Annotated in this window: 16 protein-coding genes; 11 read left to right on the top strand and 5 right to left on the bottom strand. The window is 51.8% G+C overall.

Annotation, left to right across the window (positions count from 1 at the left end; genetic code table 11):
- Nucleotides 1-264: 264 nt before the first annotated feature.
- The 4 genes from BLW68_RS21235 to BLW68_RS03880 form a co-directional block, all read right to left on the bottom strand.
- Nucleotides 265-777 carry an alpha/beta fold hydrolase gene (locus BLW68_RS21235; RefSeq protein ID WP_218141293.1) on the bottom strand — a complete coding sequence of 171 codons (513 nt, stop codon included), beginning with the start codon at nucleotides 775-777 and terminating at the stop codon, nucleotides 265-267.
- On the bottom strand, nucleotides 767-1,261 hold the full coding sequence (locus BLW68_RS21230) for an alpha/beta fold hydrolase (protein WP_218141292.1): 495 nt from the start codon (nucleotides 1,259-1,261) through the stop codon (nucleotides 767-769). The genes BLW68_RS21235 and BLW68_RS21230 overlap by 11 nt, the downstream gene beginning before the upstream one ends.
- A gap of 105 nt (nucleotides 1,262-1,366) precedes the next feature.
- Complete coding sequence (locus BLW68_RS03885) at nucleotides 1,367-1,822, bottom strand: DMT family transporter (RefSeq protein WP_092790412.1); 456 nt, start codon at nucleotides 1,820-1,822, stop codon at nucleotides 1,367-1,369.
- 9 nt (nucleotides 1,823-1,831) lie between these two features.
- The gene (locus BLW68_RS03880; protein ID WP_092790410.1) at nucleotides 1,832-2,266 is read right to left on the bottom strand and encodes a DMT family transporter; all 435 of its coding nucleotides are present in this window, start codon (nucleotides 2,264-2,266) and stop codon (nucleotides 1,832-1,834) included.
- 96 nt (nucleotides 2,267-2,362) lie between these two features.
- Between BLW68_RS03880 and BLW68_RS03875 the strand changes: the two genes are divergently transcribed.
- The 7 genes from BLW68_RS03875 to BLW68_RS03845 all read left to right on the top strand — a co-directional run bounded on the left by BLW68_RS03875 (nucleotide 2,363) and on the right by BLW68_RS03845 (nucleotide 13,123).
- Entirely contained in the window at nucleotides 2,363-3,298 is a 936-nt protein-coding gene (locus tag BLW68_RS03875) for a LysR family transcriptional regulator (RefSeq protein ID WP_092790408.1), read from the top strand.
- Between the two features lie 152 nt (nucleotides 3,299-3,450).
- Nucleotides 3,451-4,605: an efflux RND transporter periplasmic adaptor subunit gene (locus tag BLW68_RS03870; RefSeq protein ID WP_092790406.1), complete on the top strand. Its 1,155-nt coding sequence runs from the start codon at nucleotides 3,451-3,453 to the stop codon at nucleotides 4,603-4,605.
- 10 nt (nucleotides 4,606-4,615) lie between these two features.
- On the top strand, nucleotides 4,616-7,699 hold the full coding sequence (locus BLW68_RS03865) for a multidrug efflux RND transporter permease subunit (protein WP_092790403.1): 3,084 nt from the start codon (nucleotides 4,616-4,618) through the stop codon (nucleotides 7,697-7,699).
- Nucleotides 7,696-10,764: an efflux RND transporter permease subunit gene (locus BLW68_RS03860; protein ID WP_092790400.1), complete on the top strand. Its 3,069-nt coding sequence runs from the start codon at nucleotides 7,696-7,698 to the stop codon at nucleotides 10,762-10,764. Before BLW68_RS03865 ends, BLW68_RS03860 begins: the two co-directional genes overlap by 4 nt.
- Before the next feature lie 232 nt (nucleotides 10,765-10,996).
- Nucleotides 10,997-11,173, top strand: a complete 177-nt coding sequence (locus BLW68_RS03855; protein ID WP_082694821.1) for a DUF1328 domain-containing protein — start codon at nucleotides 10,997-10,999, stop codon at nucleotides 11,171-11,173.
- Nucleotides 11,174-11,196: 23 nt separating this feature from the next.
- Nucleotides 11,197-11,391 carry a hypothetical protein gene (locus tag BLW68_RS03850; protein ID WP_092790398.1) on the top strand — a complete coding sequence of 65 codons (195 nt, stop codon included), beginning with the start codon at nucleotides 11,197-11,199 and terminating at the stop codon, nucleotides 11,389-11,391.
- Nucleotides 11,392-11,470: 79 nt separating this feature from the next.
- Nucleotides 11,471-13,123: a diacylglycerol kinase family protein gene (locus BLW68_RS03845; protein ID WP_092790396.1), complete on the top strand. Its 1,653-nt coding sequence runs from the start codon at nucleotides 11,471-11,473 to the stop codon at nucleotides 13,121-13,123.
- 5 nt (nucleotides 13,124-13,128) lie between these two features.
- Here the strand turns inward: BLW68_RS03845 and BLW68_RS03840 are convergent, their stop codons facing one another.
- A complete protein-coding gene (locus BLW68_RS03840) occupies nucleotides 13,129-14,475 on the bottom strand; it encodes a sigma-54 interaction domain-containing protein (RefSeq protein WP_092790394.1) in 1,347 nt (448 codons plus the stop codon).
- Nucleotides 14,476-14,670: 195 nt separating this feature from the next.
- On the opposite strand from BLW68_RS03840, the gene BLW68_RS03835 reads away from it, so the two are divergent.
- The 4 genes from BLW68_RS03835 to sbcC all read left to right on the top strand — a co-directional run bounded on the left by BLW68_RS03835 (nucleotide 14,671) and on the right by sbcC (nucleotide 20,158).
- Nucleotides 14,671-15,168, top strand: coding sequence for a hypothetical protein (locus BLW68_RS03835; RefSeq protein WP_092790392.1), 498 nt, complete (start codon nucleotides 14,671-14,673; stop codon nucleotides 15,166-15,168).
- A gap of 101 nt (nucleotides 15,169-15,269) precedes the next feature.
- Nucleotides 15,270-15,809 (top strand): BON domain-containing protein, encoded by a 540-nt coding sequence (locus tag BLW68_RS03830; protein WP_092790390.1) that lies wholly within the window; start codon nucleotides 15,270-15,272, stop codon nucleotides 15,807-15,809.
- A gap of 138 nt (nucleotides 15,810-15,947) precedes the next feature.
- Nucleotides 15,948-17,165, top strand: coding sequence for an exonuclease subunit SbcD (gene sbcD / locus BLW68_RS03825; RefSeq protein WP_092790388.1), 1,218 nt, complete (start codon nucleotides 15,948-15,950; stop codon nucleotides 17,163-17,165).
- A complete protein-coding gene (sbcC, locus tag BLW68_RS03820; RefSeq protein WP_092790386.1) occupies nucleotides 17,162-20,158 on the top strand; it encodes an exonuclease subunit SbcC in 2,997 nt (998 codons plus the stop codon). Before sbcD ends, sbcC begins: the two co-directional genes overlap by 4 nt.
- Nucleotides 20,159-20,199 lie beyond the last annotated feature (41 nt).

Genomic DNA, 20,199 nt, shown 5'->3' with positions numbered 1-20,199 from the left:
ATATTGCAGCGCGGTTGATTCGTGTTGGTGCAATGTATTGGCTTGATAGTGCTGGGTTGTCATTTTCTATTTTAAATACAAATGATTGCAGGTAATTGCGATGGCATGGGAAAAATAATGCCGTTGCGCTGAGTTAGTGCTTCAGAGCATGCTAAAGCGGGTTATGGGTTGTCGGATAGTTTCTGCCAGATGATATGTAAAAAAGCAGCAGCTTGAGAAACGCTGCTGCTATTCCCGTGATAAAGGGAGAAGCTTTTAATACGCCTAGTCTGCCAGGTGCTTTAATAACACCTGATGGAATTCCTGTTCAGCTTCTACCTGTGGTGAATGGCCCAGCTTAGGCAGTTCCACCAGAGTCGCCCGCATGGCTTTAGCGGCGGCCCGGCCCAGTTGTGGGTAGTTACCCAGTTTGGCTGCCAGCTCTTTGCTGGCACGGTTGGCACCCGGTGCGGTGCGATCTTTTCCGCCAATAATCAGCACCGCTGGTACGCGGATATTGGCAAATTCATGTACTACCGGCTGGGTGAATATCATCTCAGAGGTTTGTGCCTGGTTCATCGCTACTATGTTTTTGCCTGCTCCGCCATAAAGGCCGGCTTGCATATTTACCCATTGCTCATACTCTGGCTGCCAGTTGCCGTCGTAATAAAACTTCAGCTGATACGCTTTAATACTGTCGAAGCTGGTTTTCAGTTCGTTAGCATACAGGGCGTCAATAGTGGCATAAGGCACGCCTTTAGCCTGCCAGTCTTCCAGCCCGATAGGGTTAACCAGCACAATTTTTTCCACATCGTGTGGGTATTGCAGCGCATAGCGCGGTTAGCATACCGCCCATAGAATGGCCGATCATAACCGGCCGGGTAACCCCAATACTATTTAGTAAACTGTGTGTATTGGCGGCTAATTGCGCCAAACTAAACTGATAGCCCTGTGGCTTGCTGGATTTACAAAAACCGATTTGATCAGGCACTACCACGCGGTAACCTTGCTGGGTCAGCACTTTAATACTGGCTTGCCAGGTGGCGGCACAAAAGTTTTTGCCATGCAATAGTACGGCGGTTTTGCCGTTAGCTGTTGTCACAGGAGCAACATCCATATAAGCCATTTCCAGCTGTTGGCCCTGAGTTAACAGCGGGTAGTTTTTTACCTCAAACGGATAGTCAAAGCCCTCAAGCCGCGGGCCATAAGAGGTTTGGGCAAATGCCGGGGCAGAAAAAACGTAAGCCATAGCCGTGGCAACAATAGCAGTAAAAAGGCGCATAAAGTGTTCCTGTTTTGTTTTGACACTGTTTGAGTGTAAAGAAAAACGCTGTGATGAACCACCCGATTACGGCACAGGTGTTAACCAGACTATAGTAGCGTTACACTAAGTTGCAGTTTTCGCTTTACTGCCAGAGTGTATAAAAAACAGCGCAATGGCCAGGCAGGCAATGGCAGCCAGCCTGCTACCTGATAGCGTAATAGCTTCATTGCCCAGCCAGCCGAAGTTGTCAATCAGCACGCTCATCGTCAGTTGGCCAAAGATAACGGCTACTGTGGCCACCGCAGTACCAATACGCTGCACCGCAAGCACCATAATAATGATATAAGGCACACCACAGAGCGCACCAAGCAGTTGCCATTTCGGTACATCCAGCAAGGTAACTGCATGGCGTGGTTCAAAAAAGAAAATAAGTAATGCTGTAACTAAGGCGCCAACCGAAAAGGTTAAAAAGGCGCTGCGAAACACCCCCACATTACTGCCAAGCCGGCCATTTAACGCCGCTTGCACACTTAGCGTAGCGCCACCAATTATTGCCAACATAATCATTAAAATAGTCATAGCTTTACCTTACCCTTTGGCCATAAGCACAAGTGCGGCCACAATAAACAGCAGTGCTGTAATACGTTTAACGTCAATTTTGCGATGTGGTGTACCAAATAAACCATAGTGGTCAATAATTAAGCTTTTAAACACCTGGCCGGCCAAAATGCCAATCATGGTCATGGCAATACCAATAGCTGGTGCTGCCAGCGTCAGAATAACTACATAAACCGGGCCCAGTATGCCGCCAAGCAGCAGCAAGGGCGGCTGGGCAAAAAAGGACGGGCTGTTGCGCGGGCTGAAAAACAGCATTAGCAGAAAGGTTAGCGCTGCGCCAACACCAAAAATGCTGAAGGTAGCCCATAATTCACCCACTTCACTACCCAATGGCCCCAGCAAGCCGGCTTCAACCGACAACCCCATGCCACCTGCTACCACCAGCAATATCAATAAAATCTGCATAAACACGCTCTAATAATTCAGGTGGCGCAGCATATAGCAGTGTAGTGTTACGAAAAACGCTATAATCTGGAAATGACCTTTGCAGGAGTTGCACAAGTGAATGATGTAAATGCGGTCAGTATCAAGACATTACTGCTGTTTATCAGCGTGTTTAATGCACAGAGTTTTTCTGTAGTCGCGCGGCGGGAAGGTGTGTCGGCCTCGATGGTGTCACGTACCATACAACAGCTGGAAGATGCGTTGGGGCAGCAACTGTTTTACCGCAATACCCGTGCAGTGGTGCCTACAGAGGCGGGCAGGCTATTTGTTAACTACGCCAGAACTATTACCGAGCAGGTAAGTGAGGCACGTAAAGCACTGCAGGACAGAACCCTGGAGCCGGGCGGCCTGATCCGAATTAATGCTCCGGTATTTTTTGGCCAGCGCCATATTGCGCCCTGGCTGGCAGGTTTAACTGCATGTTACCCGCAGCTACAAATAGAGCTGACACAAACCGACGACTTTATCGATCCGCATCGGGATGCCACCGATCTGATCTTTCGCATCGGCGCCCTGACAGATTCTTCATTTCACGCCCGGGTTTTTGGCACTCAGGTGTATCATCTTGCCGCTTCGCCTGGCTATGTTAGCCAGCACGGTATGCTGCAAAGCCCGGCCGACTTAAACCAGCATAAATGTCTGGTGTATAAAGGCTCTTCCGGCCCCAACCGCTGGCTATTTAAACAGCAGCACGAAAACTGGACCCACTATCCGGTGGCCGCTTTGTTGGCATCTAATAATGCCGAAACCTTGCTGATTTCAGCGCTTAAAGGCATGGGTATAGTGCTGTTTCCCGACTGGCTACTGGGCGATTGTCTGAAAAAAGGTGAGCTGATTAAGTTGCTGCCGGAGCACGATGCGGCCATTAATACTGAGCCTCAACACATCGCGGCTATTTATCCTAATGTACGTCACCCGCCGCTGAATGTCAGGGCAACCATTGACTACTTTGCCGAAGTGTACGGTTCGCCACTTTACTGGCAACTGAGATAGCAGTTCATCCCTGTGCGTTTAACGCACTAAAGCAGTGTTCTGCCGAAATGCTGACAATCTTTACCTAATCTTGACGTTTGCTGCGTTGAGCCAATGTTAACGCTAACTTATAGTAAGCGCGGATTTTACTCAGGTTACAGGAATTACGGAAAATGGCGTTGCTGAAGAAACCTTTGCTGTTGGCAGGTGTGGTGGTAGTAGTTGCAGCTGCAGCTTATTTTTTATGGCCAAAGGCTGGCAATTCAGACGCAGCGCCCGTCGGGCAAATGAACCCCTGGGCAATGCCGGTTCCGGTACGGGTAGTAACGGCTGATGCCGCCGATTTACGGGTACAAATAAAAACTATTGGCACGGTTACGCCATTAAATACCGTAGTAGTGCAAAGCCGGGTAACCGGCATACTGCAGAAGCTAGCCTTTACCGAAGGCGACAAAGTTGAGCATGGCCAGTTGCTGGCAGAAATTGAGCAGGCCGATTATCAGATCCAATTGGCGCAGGCACAGGGCCAACTGGAGCAAAATCTGGCGCAGCTGAAAAACGCTGAAGCGGATTTACAGCTTTACAGCAAACTGCGTGAGCAAAGCTCTATTTCAGCGCAGCAGTATAATCAGCAGCAGGCGTTGGTAGCGCAGCTAAAAGGCACGATAAAATCGAATCAGGCACAAATTGACGCCGCCAAACTGCAATTGTCCTATACCCGTATTCATGCGCCTATCAGTGGTCGTTTGGGCCTGCGCCGGGTTGATCCGGGTAATCTTATTCAGGCCAATAATAGCGAAGGGCTGGTTACCATTACGCAAAGCGCCCCTATTGCGGTGGTGTTTGCCATTCCTGAAAGCCAGTTATTGCAGGTGCGGAATGCCGTGCGCCGTGGTGAAACTTTAACAGTGGAAGCCTGGGACAGATCTGAGCGGCAGTTACTCAGCCAGGGCACGCTTACGATACTGGACAACCAGATTGATGCCGCTACCGGTACATTGCGGCTAAAAGCTGAATTTGCTAATCAGCAGGAAGAACTGTTCCCTAACCAGTTTGTTAACGTCAGGCTGAATGTGGCAGTGCAGCAAGGCGCGGTAACGATTCCGCAAGATGCGGTGCAGTATGGCTCTGCCGGTAATTATGTGTATGTTATTGAGCAAAACAAAGCACAAATTCGTCAGGTTAAACTGGGCGCCACAGACAATGGCCTGGTGGCGGTGGAAGACGGTCTGCAAACCGGCGATCTGGTGGTGCTGGAAGGGCTGGACCGGTTAAGACCGGGCCGCGCAGTGGAAGTGATTACCGATCAACCGGTTCCGGCCAGTTAAGGAGCCGGTGATGAATTTATCCCGTCCTTTTATCCTGCGGCCTGTTGCCACGTCGTTGCTGATGCTGGCGATACTGATAGCCGGTATTCTCAGCTGGCGGCAGTTACCGGTAGCCGCGCTGCCACAGGTAGACTACCCGATTATTCAGGTATTTAGTTTTAACCCCGGCGCCAGCCCCGACATTATGGCGCGCACTGTTACCGCGCCGCTGGAGCGGCGGCTGGGGCAAATTCCCGGTTTAAAGCAAATGTCGTCCAGCAGCTCAGCCGGGGCATCGGTTATTACATTGCAGTTTGCACTGGTAGTGGATATGGGCGTGGCCGAACAGGAAGTGCAGGCCGCCATTAACACTGCGGCGTCACTGTTGCCGTCCGATCTGCCCACGCCACCGGTGTATCGCAAAGTAAACCCGGCTGATGCGCCTATTCTGACGCTGGCTGTAACCTCTGACACCCTGCGCTTACCACAGGTATACGATTTAGTTGATACCCGGATGGCACAAAAGCTGGCGCAGTTGCCCGGCGTGGGCATGGTAAGCCTGGCCGGTGGCCAGCGCCCGGCGATAAGGGTAAAAGCCAACCCGGCTGCACTGGCGAATATGGATTTAAGCCTGGAAAACCTGCGCACCTCTATTGCCGCCGCCAACACCAACCAACCCAAGGGCAGTTTTGATGGCCCGTTTCGCTCTACCATGCTCGATGCCAATGATCAGATCCGCGATATTGCCGAATACCAGCAACTGATTATTGCCTGGCGCGACGGTGCGCCGGTGCGGCTGGCAGATGTCGCCACGGTAGAGCAAGGCGCTGAAGACCGTTTTCTGGCGGCCTGGGCCAACGAGCAACCGGCTGTGCTGCTGAATATTCAGCGCCAGCCCGGCGCTAACGTTATCGAAGTGGCCGACAGAGTACAGGCACTGCTGCCACAGCTTACCGCCACCATGCCGGCAGCGGTAAATGTAACGGTATTAACCGATCGCACCCTGAGTATTCGCGCCTCGGTGCGTGATGTACAAAAAGAACTGATTTTTGCGGTGTGTCTGGTGATCCTGGTGACCTTTGTGTTTTTGCGCACCATACCGGCCACTATTATTCCCAGCCTGGCGGTGCCGTTATCGCTTATCGGTACATTTGCCGTTATGTTGCTGCTGGATTTCTCGGTAAATAACCTGACGCTAATGGCGCTGACTATCGCCACCGGCTTTGTCGTAGACGACGCCATAGTGATGCTGGAAAATATTGCCCGCCACCGCGAGCAGGGGGCTTCACCAATGGAAGCCGCGCTTAAAGGCGCTAAAGAAATTGGCTTTACGCTGATTTCGTTAACTTTTTCCCTGATTGCTGTGCTGATCCCGCTGCTATTTATGGCCGATGTAGTAGGCCGGCTGTTTTATGAGTTTGCAGTAACCCTGACTGTGGCAATACTGATTTCGTTGGTAGTGTCGTTAACCCTTACGCCGATGCTGTGTGCTCATATGCTGACAGCGGTACCACCGCACGACGACAAAGATAACCCCGGTACTATGCAGCGGGTTATCAACGCCTATGGCCGTGCGTTGCAATGGGTGCTGCGCCATCAGCGGCTGGCGATGGCCAGTATGCTGGCAACAGTGGCCCTGACGGCTGGCTTGTATATGATTGTGCCTAAAGGGTTTTTCCCGGTGCAGGATAGCGGTGTGATACAAATCATCACTGAGGCGCCACAGGATATTTCGTTTCAGGCAATGGCGCAGCGCCAGCAGCAACTGGCGGCAAATATTCTGCAGCATGCCGATGTTAGCAGCCTGTCGTCTTTTATCGGCGTAGATGGCAATAACAGCAGTATTAACAGCGGCCGTATTCTGGTGAATTTAAAGCCTCATGCTGAGCGCAGTGAATCGGCGGTGCAAATCATCCATCAACTGGAACAGCAGGTACTGGCCGTACCCGGCATTAAGGGCTGGTTCCAGCCGGTGCAGGAGCTTAGCATCGAAGACCGCATCAGCCGTACCCAGTATCAGTTTAGCCTCAGCACGCCGGACCATGAAATGCTCAGCCAGTGGCTGCCAGATTTATTTAGCGCTTTGCAGCAACGGCCGGAGTTGTCTGAGGTAGCACATGATTTCCAGCAGCAAGGGTTACAGGCTTATATTGATATTGACCGCACAGCCGCCGCACGGCTTGGCCTGAGCGTGGCGCAAATAAGCTCGGTATTGCAAAGTGCCTACAGCCAGCGCCAGGTTTCAACCTTGTTTACCCAGGCCAATCAGTACCGCATAGTGCTGGAGGCTGATCCGGCGCAGGTTACCGGCATCGATGCGCTGGACAGGTTGTACCTGACCAGTAGCAGCGGTGCCACCGTGCCCCTGTCGGCCGTGGCAACGGTAAGCCAGCGGCCGGCCCGGTTGCTGATTAACCAGCAGGGTCAGTTTCCGGCAGTAACGCTGTCGTTTAATCTGGCCGCCGGTTATTCGCTGGGTGAGGCAGTCGCAGCAATTGAACAGGTACAGCAACAAATGCAGCTGCCACCCGAAGTAGAGCTGACGTTTCAGGGCGCGGCCGAAGCATTCCGGGCTTCGCTTAGCAACACGCTGTGGTTAGTGCTGGCAGCTATTGTCACTATGTATATCGTACTGGGTATTTTGTATGAAAGCCTGATCCACCCGGTCACCATTTTATCTACGTTGCCCTCGGCCACGGTGGGCGCCTTGCTGGCTTTACTGATTACCGGCCAGCCGCTGGATCTTATTGCAGTAATCGGCATAGTGCTGCTGATTGGTCTGGTAAAGAAAAACGGTATTATGATGGTCGATTTTGCGCTCGATGCGCAGCGTAATCAGGGCTTAACGCCAGACGAGGCCATTTATCAGGCGGCTTTGATGCGGTTCAGACCCATTCTGATGACCACACTAGCGGCCTTATTTGGCGCTATACCACTGATGCTGGGTACGGGTTCGGGTGCCGAGCTGCGCCAGCCGCTGGGGCTGGTAATGGTAGGCGGTTTAATGGTCAGCCAGGTACTGACACTGTTTACCACACCGGTGGTGTATCTGTGGTTTGACCGGCTGTTCAGCCAGCGCAAACCTGCCGTGCAGCAACAGGCCACTGCAGTATGAATCTGGCGCAGCCTTTTATTCAGCGGCCGGTAGCCAGCTCGTTACTGGCCACCGCTATTTTGCTGCTGGGTTTATTAAGCTGGCGTTTGTTACCGGTGTCGCCGCTGCCCGCCATTGATTTTCCGATGATCGTTGTTACCGCCAGTTTACCCGGTGCCAGCCCGGAAAGCATGGCCGCAACAGTAGCCACGCCGCTGGAGCGTGCGCTTGGCAGTATTTCCGCTATTCGCCGCATCAGTTCGTCCAGTAGTCAGGGTTCTACCCAGGTGCGGCTGGAGTTTGAGCTGGACCGCAACGTCGATGATGCCGCCCGCGAAGTGCAGGCTGCCATTAACGCTGCCCGCAGCCAGCTGCCGTCTGGTATGCCGGGTAACCCGGTATACCGTAAGTTTAACCCGTCGCAGGCGCCTATTATGGCGTTGGCACTAAGTTCAGGCCATCTGGCTGGCAGTGTGTTGTACGACAACGCTTCTACCGTACTGGCACAAAAACTGGCGCAAATTACCGGCGTAGGTGAGGTAGAAGTAAGCGGCTCCTCGCTGCCGGCGGTGCGGGTGCAGCTTAACCCTGGCATGCTGGCACACTATGGTGTAGCGCTGGATGAAGTGCGGGCCGCCATCAGCAGTGTTAATGCCTCCGTGCCGCTTGGCGTGCTGGAAAGCGACAACCATCGCTGGCAGCTGGCTACCAGCGAAACCTTACGTCAGGCTGCCGACTACCAAGACCTGATTATTAAGTACATTAACGGTGCGCCAATCCGGCTGGCAGATGTGGCACTGGTAACGGATTCAACCGAAAACCGTTACAGCGCGGGTTTTCACAATGATAAAGATGCGGTGATCCTGCTGGTAAGCCGGCGTACCGGTGCCAATATTGTCGAAACTATTGATGCTATTTATCAGCAGCTGCCGTTGCTGCAGGCACTGACCCCGGCCGGAGCCGATTTAGCCGTAGTGATGGATCGCAGCCCGGTGATCCGCGCTACGCTGGCGGAAGCTCAGGTTAGCCTGCTGATTGCTGCCGTGCTGGTAGTGCTGGTGGTTTGGGCGTTCCTGGGTAGTTTGCGCAGTGCATTGATCCCCAGCCTGACCATACCGATATCGCTGATTGGCGCTTTTACCGTGATGTACCTGTGCGGTTTTTCACTGAATAACTTATCGGTAATGGCACTGATTGTTGCCACCGGCCTGGTGGTGGATGACGCCATCGTGGTGGTAGAAAATATTAAACGCCATTTAGAGCGCGGTTTGTCGCCGTTACAAGCTGCCCGGCAGGGCGTGGCAGAGGTCGGCTTTACCCTGCTGGCAATGAATCTGGCATTGATTGTTATTTTTCTGTCCATTTTATTTATGGGTGGTTTAGTTGAACGGCTATTTCGCGAATTCTCCATTACGCTGGTGGCCGCCATGGTTATTTCGCTGCTGGTGTCGTTAACTCTTACGCCAAGTATGTCGGCACTGATGTTAAAAACATCACCGTTGGCACAGCAGAAACAAGGGCTGTTTTACCGCTTTGGTCAGGGGTACCGGCGCAGCATTGATATTGGCCTGAACCATTACCGCTGGCTGTTATTGGCGTTGGTGTTACTGTTTGCCGCCAGCGGCTGGCTATACAGCAAACTACCGTCTGGTTTACTGCCAGAGCAGGATACCGGCCAGCTAAATGGTTTTGTGAGGGGCGATGATGGCGCCTCATTTCAGATGATGCAGCCCAAAATAGAAGCTTTCCGCCAGTTTGTTTTGCAAGACCCTGCCGTAGCCGATGTTACCGGCTCCAGCGGTGGCACCAGCGGTGTCAGTAATTCATGGATGCGGGTGCGGTTAAAACCACTGGCCGAGCGTCAGGTTTCTGCCCGCGCTGTGGTTGACCGGCTACGTGCTACTGCACCCAAGGTGCCCGGTGGCATTTTGTTTATGAATGTTGATCAGGATATCCGCTTGTCTTCGCCCTTTGGCCGCAGTGATTACGAAGTACAGCTGCTATCAGATGATCTGGCATTACTGCGCCAATGGGGCAAAAAAGTGGGTGAGAAACTGCAGGAATTGCCCGGTCTGGTCGATGTGAATACGCCGGGCGGCGAAGATGCCCAGCAAATTGAACTGCATATTGACCGAGAAGCGGCGCAACGGCTGGGCATTGATATGCGCACTGTAGCCACGTTATTAAATAATTCCTTTTCACAGCGCCAGATTGCCACCTTGTATGATCAGCAAAACCAGTACCGTATCGTGATGGAACTGATGCCAGGTTACACTGCTCAGCCAGAGGTACTGCAACAATTACAGGTTATTACCAGCGACGGCCGGCAGATACCGCTGTCGGCTATCGCCAGTTACCGCTATGGTCTGGTTAATGACAGGGTGCAGCACGACAGCCAGTTCGCCTCTGTTAACATTGGCTATGGCCTGGCGCCCGATACCACGATGGAACAAGCATCAGCAGCAATCGATCAGGCACTGGCAGAGCTGATGGTGCCCGGTGCTATTCATGCAGTAAGCGGTGAGAACCAGCGCAACGCTATGTTTAAGAGCAGCGACCAAACCTGGCTGATTATCGGCGTAATAGTGGCAGTGTATTTACTGCTGGGCATACTGTACGAGAGCCTGCTGCAGCCGTTGACTATTCTGTCTACTTTACCTTGTGCCGGGCTTGGCGCCCTGCTGGCGTTGTATCTTACCAACAGCGATTTTAATTTAATTGCGCTGCTGGGCCTGTTTTTGTTAATTGGCATCGTGATGAAAAACGCCATTTTATTGGTCGATTTTGCTCTGGCAGCCGAGCGCAGTCAGGGGTTATCGCCACAAGAAGCGGTCGCGCAGGCGGCCCAGCAGCGGCTGCGGCCTATTTTAATGACAAACTTTGCCGCTTTGCTTGGGGCTTTACCGTTATTATTAGGCGTAGGCGAGGGCTCTGAGCTGCGCCAGCCGCTGGGTATTACCATCGTAGGCGGTTTACTGGTAAGCCAGATCCTCACGTTGTACACCACCCCGGCGGTATATCTGCTGATCAGCAAGTGTCGCAAAAGCACGATGCGCACTGATGTCGTATCCTCTGCGGCTGGTTAAATAGTTAAAGCCCTACCGGTTGTCATCAGGCGCCCGGCGGCTGATGGCTTTTTTACCGGTCAACCGGTAAATTTTTCTGTATCCCGTTCATATAGTTGTTTTACGTTATTGCTGCATTTTCGTTAACTCATTAAATATCAATAGCATAGGTCGCGTTCTAAAAACTGGCATGTTATTGGCTATATTCCTACTGACAATTGACCCTGTGCATATCGCACATAAGGAGAACATTATGTTGGGCTGGGCATTAACATTCTTAATTATCGCGCTTATCGCTGCTGTGCTGGGCTTTGGTGGTATTGCTGGTGCAGCCGCAGGTATAGCTAAAGTTATTTTCTTTATCTTTATCGTGCTGTTAGTTATCTCATTATTGGCAGGTGCTTTACGCGGTAAATCGCCAAGGTTGTAAGTGGTAAAAAGAGGAAATGTAGTATGACAATAACTAACGTATTATTCCGTTTAATGTTGGTAGCAACACTGGTTTTTTCCGTCGTAGCATGTGAAAAAAATAATGCTGAAGAAGCGGGTGAAAAGATCGACGAAGTCGCTACTGACGTGGGTAATAAAGTGGAAGACTTATGTGAGGATGTCAAAGACAAAGCAGATGCTAAAGACAAAGATTGTTAAGCATATAACGTAGCCGCCAGCGGCGGCTACGTTTATCTTATTTGTCAGAAATGCAACTTTGCCAGGAGTACAACCGGCTATGATCATCGCTCTGTACTATGTGTTGCTGGCGTTACTGTTGGCTGTGGCTAGCTGGTTAGCACCCTACCTGTTGTTACAATTAGTGTTGGCCTGGGCTGCACTCTCTTTTCTGGTTGTCAGTTCCGCTTACTGGTTAAATACTGCAACGGTGTTTCGTAAACGCGTTAATGGCAGCTTGCCCTGGTATAGCCGTTGGTTGTTTATTCCTTTCTTGTTTAGTGCCAACCTGTACAACCTGCAGGCACGGCGTCGCGACAAAGTAGCGCCAATGCAACGGGTGAGTGGTGGTTTGTATCTTGGCGCCCGTTTAACCGCAGCCGATATGGCACAATTACGCGACGAGCAAATAACGGCTGTGCTTGACGTTACTGCTGAATTTGCCGCTCTGGACGAACTAAGCCAGTCGGATGATATCAGCTATCTGAATATCCCGGTGCTGGATCACGCCAGCCCCAGCCATACCCAGCTACAGCAAGCCGTAAACTGGCTGCAACGGCAGCGTGCTGATGGTCGCAAAGTATTAGTACACTGCGCGCTGGGACGTGGCCGCTCGGTGTTGGTGCTGGCCGCCTATTTACTTAGCCGGCATAACAGCCGCAGTGCCGAAAAAGCGGTAGCGCTGATCCGCCAGGTGCGGCAAACTGCCCGGCTTAATAAACATCAGCTGGCTGCGTTGCGACAATTTACCAACAGTTATACCGAGCAGGGGCAGCAGCCAGTATGGCTGATTGCTAACCCGGCTGCCGGTGGTGGCAAATGGGCAGACGCCGAAGCTGAAGTTGTTGATTTACTCTCGCCTTTTATGCGGCTGAGTCTGCATGTTAGCAGTGAGGACTGTACAGCGCGGCAACTGGCTCAGCAGGCAAAGCAGACTGGCTGCACTATGATAATTGCCTGCGGTGGTGACGGCACGGTAACCGAAGTTGCTTCAGAGCTGGTGGGCACTGAGATCCGTTTAGGCATTATTCCGCTGGGTACCACTAATGCCCTGAGCCATGCGCTATGGGGCATAAGTTCTAAGTTAATGCCGCTGCGTTCTGCTTGTCTGAATATTATTGAAGGCCAGAGCCGTGCCATAGATACGGCCCGTTGTAATGATAAATTAATGTTGTTGTTAGCCGGCGTTGGTTTTGAACAGCAAATGATTGAGGCGGCAGATCGCAGCAGTAAAGACCAGCTTGGCCAGCTGGCTTACCTCAATGGGTTATGGCAGGCGGTACAGGCTAATCATATTCAGCAGTTGCTGGTGCAATTTGACGAACAGCCCGAGCAGGAGTTAGATACCGCCAGTCTGGTGATAGCTAATGCGGCGCCGCTGACAACGTTACTGGCTCAGGGGCATGGTGCGCCGGATTTGACTGATGGCAAACTGGATATTACCTGGCTAACGGCCGACAACAATACCGACAACAATGCTGTATTTGGCCTGGCGGAGCTGGCATTGGCAGGCTTAACCAATATCAGCCTTAATGCGGTTAGTCAGCACTGTAGTGCCCGGCGGGTACAAATCCGCCGGCAAGACGGGCAACAGCTGCAGTATGTTATCGATGGTGAGCTTTACAGCGACAGCGCATTGGATATCAGTGTCGTTCCGGCGTCATTACAGGTAATGCTGGCTGACAGTGCTGACAGCCAGCAGGGAACAGTCTGAGGTATCTACTGTTCAGTTTGCTGATACTTTTCCAGTTTGTTGTACAGAGTTTTAACACTTATGCCGAGCTGTTGCGCGGTATCGGTTTTATTACCGGCATTTTGTTCCAGCGTATTTAAAATAGCGGCTTTTTCCAACTCTTCCAGCGAGACACCACAGGGCACCTCTGTCAGGCACTGCTCATCAGAATCATCTGCAGGCGTTTCTAACAACAAATGCTCGGGCAAAATGAGCTTGTCTGCCAGAATATAAGCCCGCTCTACCGCATGTTTTAACTCACGGACATTACCTGGCCAGCTGTGCTGAGCAATTAGCTGCAGCGTTTCAGCGGCCAGCTGTTTTTGTTGCTGTTCTTTGGCGTTGCGGTAAGCCAGAAAATGTTGCGCCAAACCGCAGATATCATCGCCGCGGTCGCGCAGTGGCGGTACGTGCACCGGAAATTGTGCCAGGCGAAAATACAAATCTTCCCGCAGTACACCCTCAGCGATAGCTTGTTGCGGATCGCGGTTTGTTGCCGCCACAATACGCACATTGGCCTGGCATACTTTGTCACTACCCACCGGGCGGTATTCACCGCTTTCCAGCACCCTTAATAGCTTAACTTGCTGATCCAGTGGCATTTCAGTAACTTCGTCCAGAAACAAGGTGCCGCCTTCAGCCTGGGAAAATACGCCTTGGTGTTCGCGTAATGCTCCGGTAAAAGCGCCTTTGGTATGGCCAAACAATTCGCTGTCAACCAGCTCAGGGCTTAACGCACCACAGTTAATAGCAACAAAAGGCTGCTCGGCACGGTAACTGGCTAAGTGTAGTGTATTAGCTACTAACTCTTTACCTGCCCCGCTTTCGCCGGCGATCAATACGTTGGCTTCCGTTACCGCCACTTTACGTAAAGTCCGGTATAACTTGAGCATAGAGCGGGAAGAGCCCACCAGCAAGCCAAACTGATCTAAGGCACTGACACTGGTTTTTGCCTGTTGCCGGCTGGTACTGAGCTGTTCATAAAAATCCTGCAAAATATCAAGAATACAGGCAATATCCAGCGGTTGACGGAAATGATAACCGGCACCGCTGCGCATCAGCTGATCCAGGGCCGGATCCGGGCAACCATCGCTCACTACAATAAAGTCGATTTCTGCCAGTAATTTACTGTTTAGTAGCCGTTGATAGTCGGCCTGGCTGTGTTTATCTGCCTGAATAAATGCCAGCTCACAAGGCTGTTGCTGCAATTGTTCTGACCAGGGGGCAGAATCGCTGCTTCTTACTACCACGAAGCGGCGTACTGCGGGTGACTGCAACAGCTGAGTGGCGAGCCCGGAGTCCTGCACATGCAAAAATAAACGTGGTTGTGTCATCTGTCAGATCTCAGTTGTGATACATAACTCTAAGCCAGCACTGTAACTTTAACAATGTGGATGGGTAAAACTTACCAGTATTTGTTACGGTGAGAAGGTGTGAACAGAAAATAATTAACGAAATCATTATCTTAAACCTTGGTATATGAATTGAATATGAACTATGACCGCTAAAACCGCACAGGAGGTACCCTTATGGAGTATGCAGGTTCAGCAAAGTCAGAACAATGGGCAGAGGAAAGAATATTAACTGGCGTTTATTCCGTTTGTGTTGCAGCACAGCGATTCTTCCAACAGGCGGCACAGCAAGTCGCCGACGGTAATCTGCGTTATAAATTTCTTGAACTGTCAAACTTACACGGCGCAACCGCACAGCAGTTACCTGTAGCAGCAAAACAGGAAGCCATACCACAGGATTACAGCAGCGAACTTGCCGCTGTGCAGTTTTGGTATCTGCACCAGCAAGCCGCTTTGCATAATCAACCTATGGCGCAATCTATGCTGACAGAACTGGCCGGTTTATTACAGCAGCAGCTGCACGTACTAAAGCAACTGATCCGGGCAGTGCATAGCCGTACAACAAAAGTCACATTGGCGCACTTATCTGCTGCACTGCAAATGGCCAGTGACCAGTTGCAGCCATTGCTGAAAGTTTTACCGGTTGGCAGGCAAAATCTACAAACAAAAAATTAACATAATCTGAATGGGAAAATAATTTTCTTATAAAACAGTTATTTAATTTTTGGCATCAAACTGGCATTAATTTTATCGTCTCAATAACAAGGAGCGACAACATGAAACGTACAACTTTAGCAATGATGATGACTCTGGCATTAACCACAACAGCAGTAGCGGCGAATGACTGGAAAGACGGCGCGAAAGATGCGTGGATTGACGGAAAGGCCGAAACCACATTAATGTTAAACGGTAATCTGAATTCGTTTGATATTAATACTGATGTTAAAAACGGCAAGGTTACTTTAACCGGGAAGGTAAAAAGTGATGTAGATAAAGCGCTGGCAGAAGAGCTGATTGAAAATCTGGATGGCGTAACCGGCGTAGATAACCAGCTGACAGTCGTCAATTCAGGTCAAAACGCTAACAGCAAAGAGGGTAGCGCTTTGAAAGACGCCAAAATTGCCACCGTAGTGAAAACCCGTTTGTTATTTGAATCAGAAGTAAGTGGTACTTCTATCAATGTTGACGCTGAAAACGGCGTAGTAACTTTGCATGGTGAAGTAGATTCTGACGCTGAAAAAGATTTAGCGGTAGCCATTGCAAAAAACACTTCTGATGTAAGCCGTGTAGTCGACAAACTGCAGGTTGCAAAGTAATACTTTAATACCCCTCTGCCGTAATACTGCGGCAGCAAATTAACCGCCGATCTGAGCCTGCCGGGCCAGATCGGCTTTTTGCTGTCTGGCGCAGTATCCGGTATGCTTTGCCGATGATTTCCCCGGCGTTTTTCCGCTATGCGTATTCTGCACACTTCTGACTGGCATCTGGGCCAGCATTTTATTGGCCGCAGCCGGTTGGCTGAGCATCACGCTTTTTTAACCTGGCTGGTGCAGCAGGTAACTGAGCTTAATATTGACGCCATTATCGTCGCCGGTGACATCTTCGATACCGCCACGCCGCCCAGCTATGCCCGTGAGCTTTATAACCAGTTTATTGTTGAACTACAGGGCAGTGGCTGTCAGCTGGTGATTTTAGGCGGTAACCATGATGCCGCCGCAGTGCTGAATGAAAGCAAAAACCTGTTGCATTACCTAAACACCCGGGTATTTGCCAGCAGCAGTGCTGATCTGGCCCAGCAGCTGGTATTGCTGCACCACCAGCAACAACAGCCTGCCGCGCTGTTGTGCGCTATACCTTTTTTGCGTGCCCGCGATTTACTGCAAAGCCAAAGCGGCCAAAGCGCACGCGACAAACAACTTAGTCTGCAACAAGCCATAGCACAGCACTATCAGCAGCTCTATGCACTGGCACAACATTACAACGCTGAGCACCAGCTGCAATTGCCCATTATCATGACCGGCCACCTGACCACCGTGGGTGTTAGCACCTCAGAATCGGTGCGCGACATTTATATTGGTACGCTGGAAGCCTTCCCTGCAGATGCATTTCCGCCAGCCGATTATATTGCGCTTGGCCATATTCATCAGAGCCAACAGTTAAAAGCTGCTACCGACATCCGTTACAGCGGCTCGCCGATAGCCCTGAGTTTTGATGAGGCCAAAGCACAAAAGCAGTTATGGCTGCTGGAATTTAATGGTGCTGTTAAAACGGTTACCAGCCTGCCCGTGCCTTGCTTTCAGCCGTTGCGCAGTATTAAAGCCAATCTGGCAGATGTGCCGGTAAAAGTGCAGCAGGCACTGCAGGGCATATCTGCCGGCAGTACCTTGTGGCTGGAACTGGTGATCAGCGAAACAGACGCTTATCTGACTGACTTACAGCAAAGAGTTGAGCAATTATTGCAGGGTTTACCGGTGCAGTTACTGCGCTTACGCCGCCAGCGTAGCAACCAGGCTGCCGGTTTAACTGCGCCGGTGCAGCAAAGTTTGTCTGAGCTAACGCCCGAGCAGGTATGGCAAAGCCGGCTACACACAGAAACACTGAGCGATGAGCAGCAACAGCAACTGACCACACTGCATCGTCAGGTGCTGGCTAAAGTGGCGCAAACGGCATGAAAATTCTGTCGGTAAGGCTGCAAAACCTCAACTCACTGCGCGGCGAGTGGCTGATAGATTTTCGCCTGCCGCCTTTTGATCAAAGCAATATTTTTGCCATTACCGGCCCTACCGGTGCCGGCAAAACCACCATACTCGATGCCATTTGTCTGGCGTTGTATCACGAAACGCCACGGCTAAGTACCTCCGCTACCAGCAATGAACTAATGACACGCCATACCAGTGAATGTCTGGCCGAAGTTGAGTTTGAGGTAGCCGGGGTTGGCTACCGGGCGTTTTGGAGCCAGCGCCGGGCCCGAGGCCAGAGTGATGGCAAATTACAGGCTGCTCAAACCGAACTGGCGAAACAGGACGGTACCATTCTGGCAGAAAAAACCAGCGATAAATTGCGCCTGGTTACCGAGATCACCGGGCTGGATTTCGGCCGCTTTACTAAATCTATGTTGCTGGCGCAGGGCGGCTTTGCTGCTTTTCTCAATGCCAAACCTAACGAGCGGGCCGAATTACTCGAAGAGTTAACCGGCACCGATATTTACGGCCGTATTTCACAGCAGGTATTTAATGATTGCCGCGAGCAAAAAAGCCAGCTGGACTTGCTGCAGGCCAGGGCCGGTGCGGTAGAGCTGCTTAGCGAGGAACAACAGCAAACGCTTAGCAGTGAGCTGGCCGTATTAAAAGCGGCACTGACAACACAGCAACAGACCATAGCGCAGCAGCGTAAAGCGCTGGCCTGGCGCGAGCAGCTTAGTAGCGCAGAGCAGGAGTTGCAGCGCTCAGAGCAGGAAGTGCAGCAAGCACTGGCGGCAAGTGCCGCACACCAAAATGAGCTGGCCCGGCTAAGTGCTTATCAGCCTGCCAGTAAGTTGCTGCCCTTGTTCACGGCTATGCAGCAGCTGCAGGTGCAACAACAGCAGTATCAGCAACAGCAGGCCACATTGGCGCAGCACTTAACCGCGGGTAGCCGGCAACAGGCCAATTTGCTATGGCAGGGGGTACAGTTTCTTCAGCAACAGCAGAGCAGTTTTGCCCGGCAGGCGCAGCAGCTTGCTGAACAGCAGCAACATATCGAACAACAGCAACTTGCACTGACAACGCAACTGGCTGAGCTAAACAGCCGGTATCAGCAACTAGATAAAGCGTTAAGCGGTGCCGAGCCAGACAGCCTGCGCCAGCAACAACAGCAGCGCCGTGAGCAGCAATATCAATTGCAGCAATTGCAGCAAAAATTACAACAGCAACACAAACTGCAGCAAAAAAGCACAGAGTTAAAGCAGCAGTTAAGCCATGCCGCCGAGGCGCTGGTGCCGGTAACTGCGCAGTTGCTAACGTTGCGCCAGCAGTACAAAGCATTAACAGAGCAGATCAGTGATAAAAAACAGTTATTGGCACAGCAACAGCTGATTATGCAACTGTCTGAGCATCGCTCCCGCTTGCAGCCGGATCAGCCCTGCCCGTTATGCGGTGCTACCGAACATCCGGCCGTTGCTGAATATCAGCAGCTTAGCAGCTCGGCCACCGAGCAACAGTTACAGGCAAAAGAGGCCGAGCTTAGCCAAACCCAGCGTCAGGGGGATCAGCTTAACAAGCGCGAGTCGGCGCTGCAGGCTGAGCAGCAGCATTTAACCCAGCAACTGGCGCAGCTGGATATTGAGCTGGCAGAGCTCAGCACTGATATTAACCAGCAGGCGCAAAACAGTTCGCTGGCAACCATAGCGGTGCAGCTTGAAGCCATTGCCACAGAGCTTACGAACAACGAGCAACATCTTCGCCAACTGGAGCAGTTGCAACTGCAGCGCCAGCAAGTAAAAGAGCAACAGCAGCAGCTTGAGCGGAAACTGGCAGATAATCAGCATCAGTTGCAATTATGGCAGCAACAGGCACTGCGCTTAGACGAGCAGCAGGCTGAGCTGGCCGCGCAGCACGAACACTGGCACCAGCAGTGGCAGACTATGCCAGAGCAAACCCGACAATCACCGGCATCAGCACAATCGGCGGTAACTGAGCTGGCTACCGTTACTGCAGCCTTGCAACAATTACAACAGCAAACACAACAGTGGCAGGGCCAGCAGCAGGTGCTGCAGCGTCAGCAACAGCAAACCGCTACAGAGTTACACCAGGCTGCGCAGCAATGGCAGCAAGCGCTGGCTGGTAGCAGTTTTGCTGACGAAGCGGCGTTTAAAGCCGCCTTGCTGAGCGAAGCCGAACTTAGCGCTTTACAGCAGTTGCAGCAACGCCTACAGCAAAGCGAAGTTGCTGCCAAACGGATGCTTGCCGACTGGCAGCAGCGGCTCCAGCTTATTGCCCAGCAGCAACTGTCGGTGTTATCTGCCGCTGAGCTGGCTAGTGAGCTGCAGCAGCAAGAAGCGCAAGTACAGCAAATGACCGAGCAACTCGGGCAGTTGCAGCAACAGCTTAGTAGCGATGCCCAGCGGCGCACCAGCCAGCAACAATTGCTGCAGGATATTGCCGGCAAACAGCAGCAGTATGAACACTGGCAACGGCTGAATAGCTTAATTGGCTCGGCAGATGGTGCCAGGTACCGGCGTTTTGCCCAGGGCTTAACGCTGCAACAGCTCATTGTGCTGGCCAACCGCCAGCTGGCGTTGTTACATAACCGCTATCAGCTGGCACGCCATACCGATGCCGAACTGGAATTGGTGGTACTGGACACCTGGCAGGCCGACAGTTTACGCGATACGAAAACCTTATCGGGTGGTGAGAGTTTTCTGGTTAGCCTGGCGCTGGCATTGGCACTGTCAGATTTGGTCAGCAGTAAAACCCGCATTGACTCGCTGTTTCTCGATGAAGGCTTTGGCACCCTCGATGCTGATACGCTGGACAGCGCATTAAGCGCGCTGGATAACCTAAACGCCAGTGGCAAGATGATAGGCATTATCAGCCATGTAGAGGCGTTAAAAGAGCGGATAGCGGTACAGATAAAAGTAGAAAAACAACAGGGCCTGGGTTACAGCCAGATCCGTGTTGTCAGTTAAGCGACAGGGAATAAAACTGCCCGCCAACAGGCGGGCACAGC

This window comes from Rheinheimera pacifica, assembly GCF_900108485.1.
In the GTDB taxonomy this organism is placed as follows: domain Bacteria; phylum Pseudomonadota; class Gammaproteobacteria; order Enterobacterales; family Alteromonadaceae; genus Alishewanella; species Alishewanella pacifica.
Note: the sequence above shows the minus strand (reverse complement) of the source record. Positions and strands in the feature narration are given on the sequence as shown.

What these genes read in the sequence shown, in the direction of transcription:
- BLW68_RS21230 (WP_218141292.1), bottom strand. Translation starts at nt 1,261, where the DNA reads ATGCGCCTTTTTACTGCTATTGTTGCCACGGCTATGGCTTACGTTTTT.
- BLW68_RS03885 (WP_092790412.1), bottom strand. Translation starts at nt 1,822, where the DNA reads ATGACTATTTTAATGATTATGTTGGCAATAATTGGTGGCGCTACGCTA.
- BLW68_RS03880 (WP_092790410.1), bottom strand. Translation starts at nt 2,266, where the DNA reads ATGCAGATTTTATTGATATTGCTGGTGGTAGCAGGTGGCATGGGGTTG.
- BLW68_RS03870 (WP_092790406.1), top strand. Translation starts at nt 3,451, where the DNA reads ATGGCGTTGCTGAAGAAACCTTTGCTGTTGGCAGGTGTGGTGGTAGTA.
- BLW68_RS03865 (WP_092790403.1), top strand. Translation starts at nt 4,616, where the DNA reads ATGAATTTATCCCGTCCTTTTATCCTGCGGCCTGTTGCCACGTCGTTG.
- BLW68_RS03860 (WP_092790400.1), top strand. Translation starts at nt 7,696, where the DNA reads ATGAATCTGGCGCAGCCTTTTATTCAGCGGCCGGTAGCCAGCTCGTTA.
- BLW68_RS03855 (WP_082694821.1), top strand. Translation starts at nt 10,997, where the DNA reads ATGTTGGGCTGGGCATTAACATTCTTAATTATCGCGCTTATCGCTGCT.
- BLW68_RS03850 (WP_092790398.1), top strand. Translation starts at nt 11,197, where the DNA reads ATGACAATAACTAACGTATTATTCCGTTTAATGTTGGTAGCAACACTG.
- BLW68_RS03845 (WP_092790396.1), top strand. Translation starts at nt 11,471, where the DNA reads ATGATCATCGCTCTGTACTATGTGTTGCTGGCGTTACTGTTGGCTGTG.
- BLW68_RS03840 (WP_092790394.1), bottom strand. Translation starts at nt 14,475, where the DNA reads ATGACACAACCACGTTTATTTTTGCATGTGCAGGACTCCGGGCTCGCC.
- BLW68_RS03835 (WP_092790392.1), top strand. Translation starts at nt 14,671, where the DNA reads ATGGAGTATGCAGGTTCAGCAAAGTCAGAACAATGGGCAGAGGAAAGA.
- BLW68_RS03830 (WP_092790390.1), top strand. Translation starts at nt 15,270, where the DNA reads ATGAAACGTACAACTTTAGCAATGATGATGACTCTGGCATTAACCACA.
- sbcD (WP_092790388.1), top strand. Translation starts at nt 15,948, where the DNA reads ATGCGTATTCTGCACACTTCTGACTGGCATCTGGGCCAGCATTTTATT.
- sbcC (WP_092790386.1), top strand. Translation starts at nt 17,162, where the DNA reads ATGAAAATTCTGTCGGTAAGGCTGCAAAACCTCAACTCACTGCGCGGC.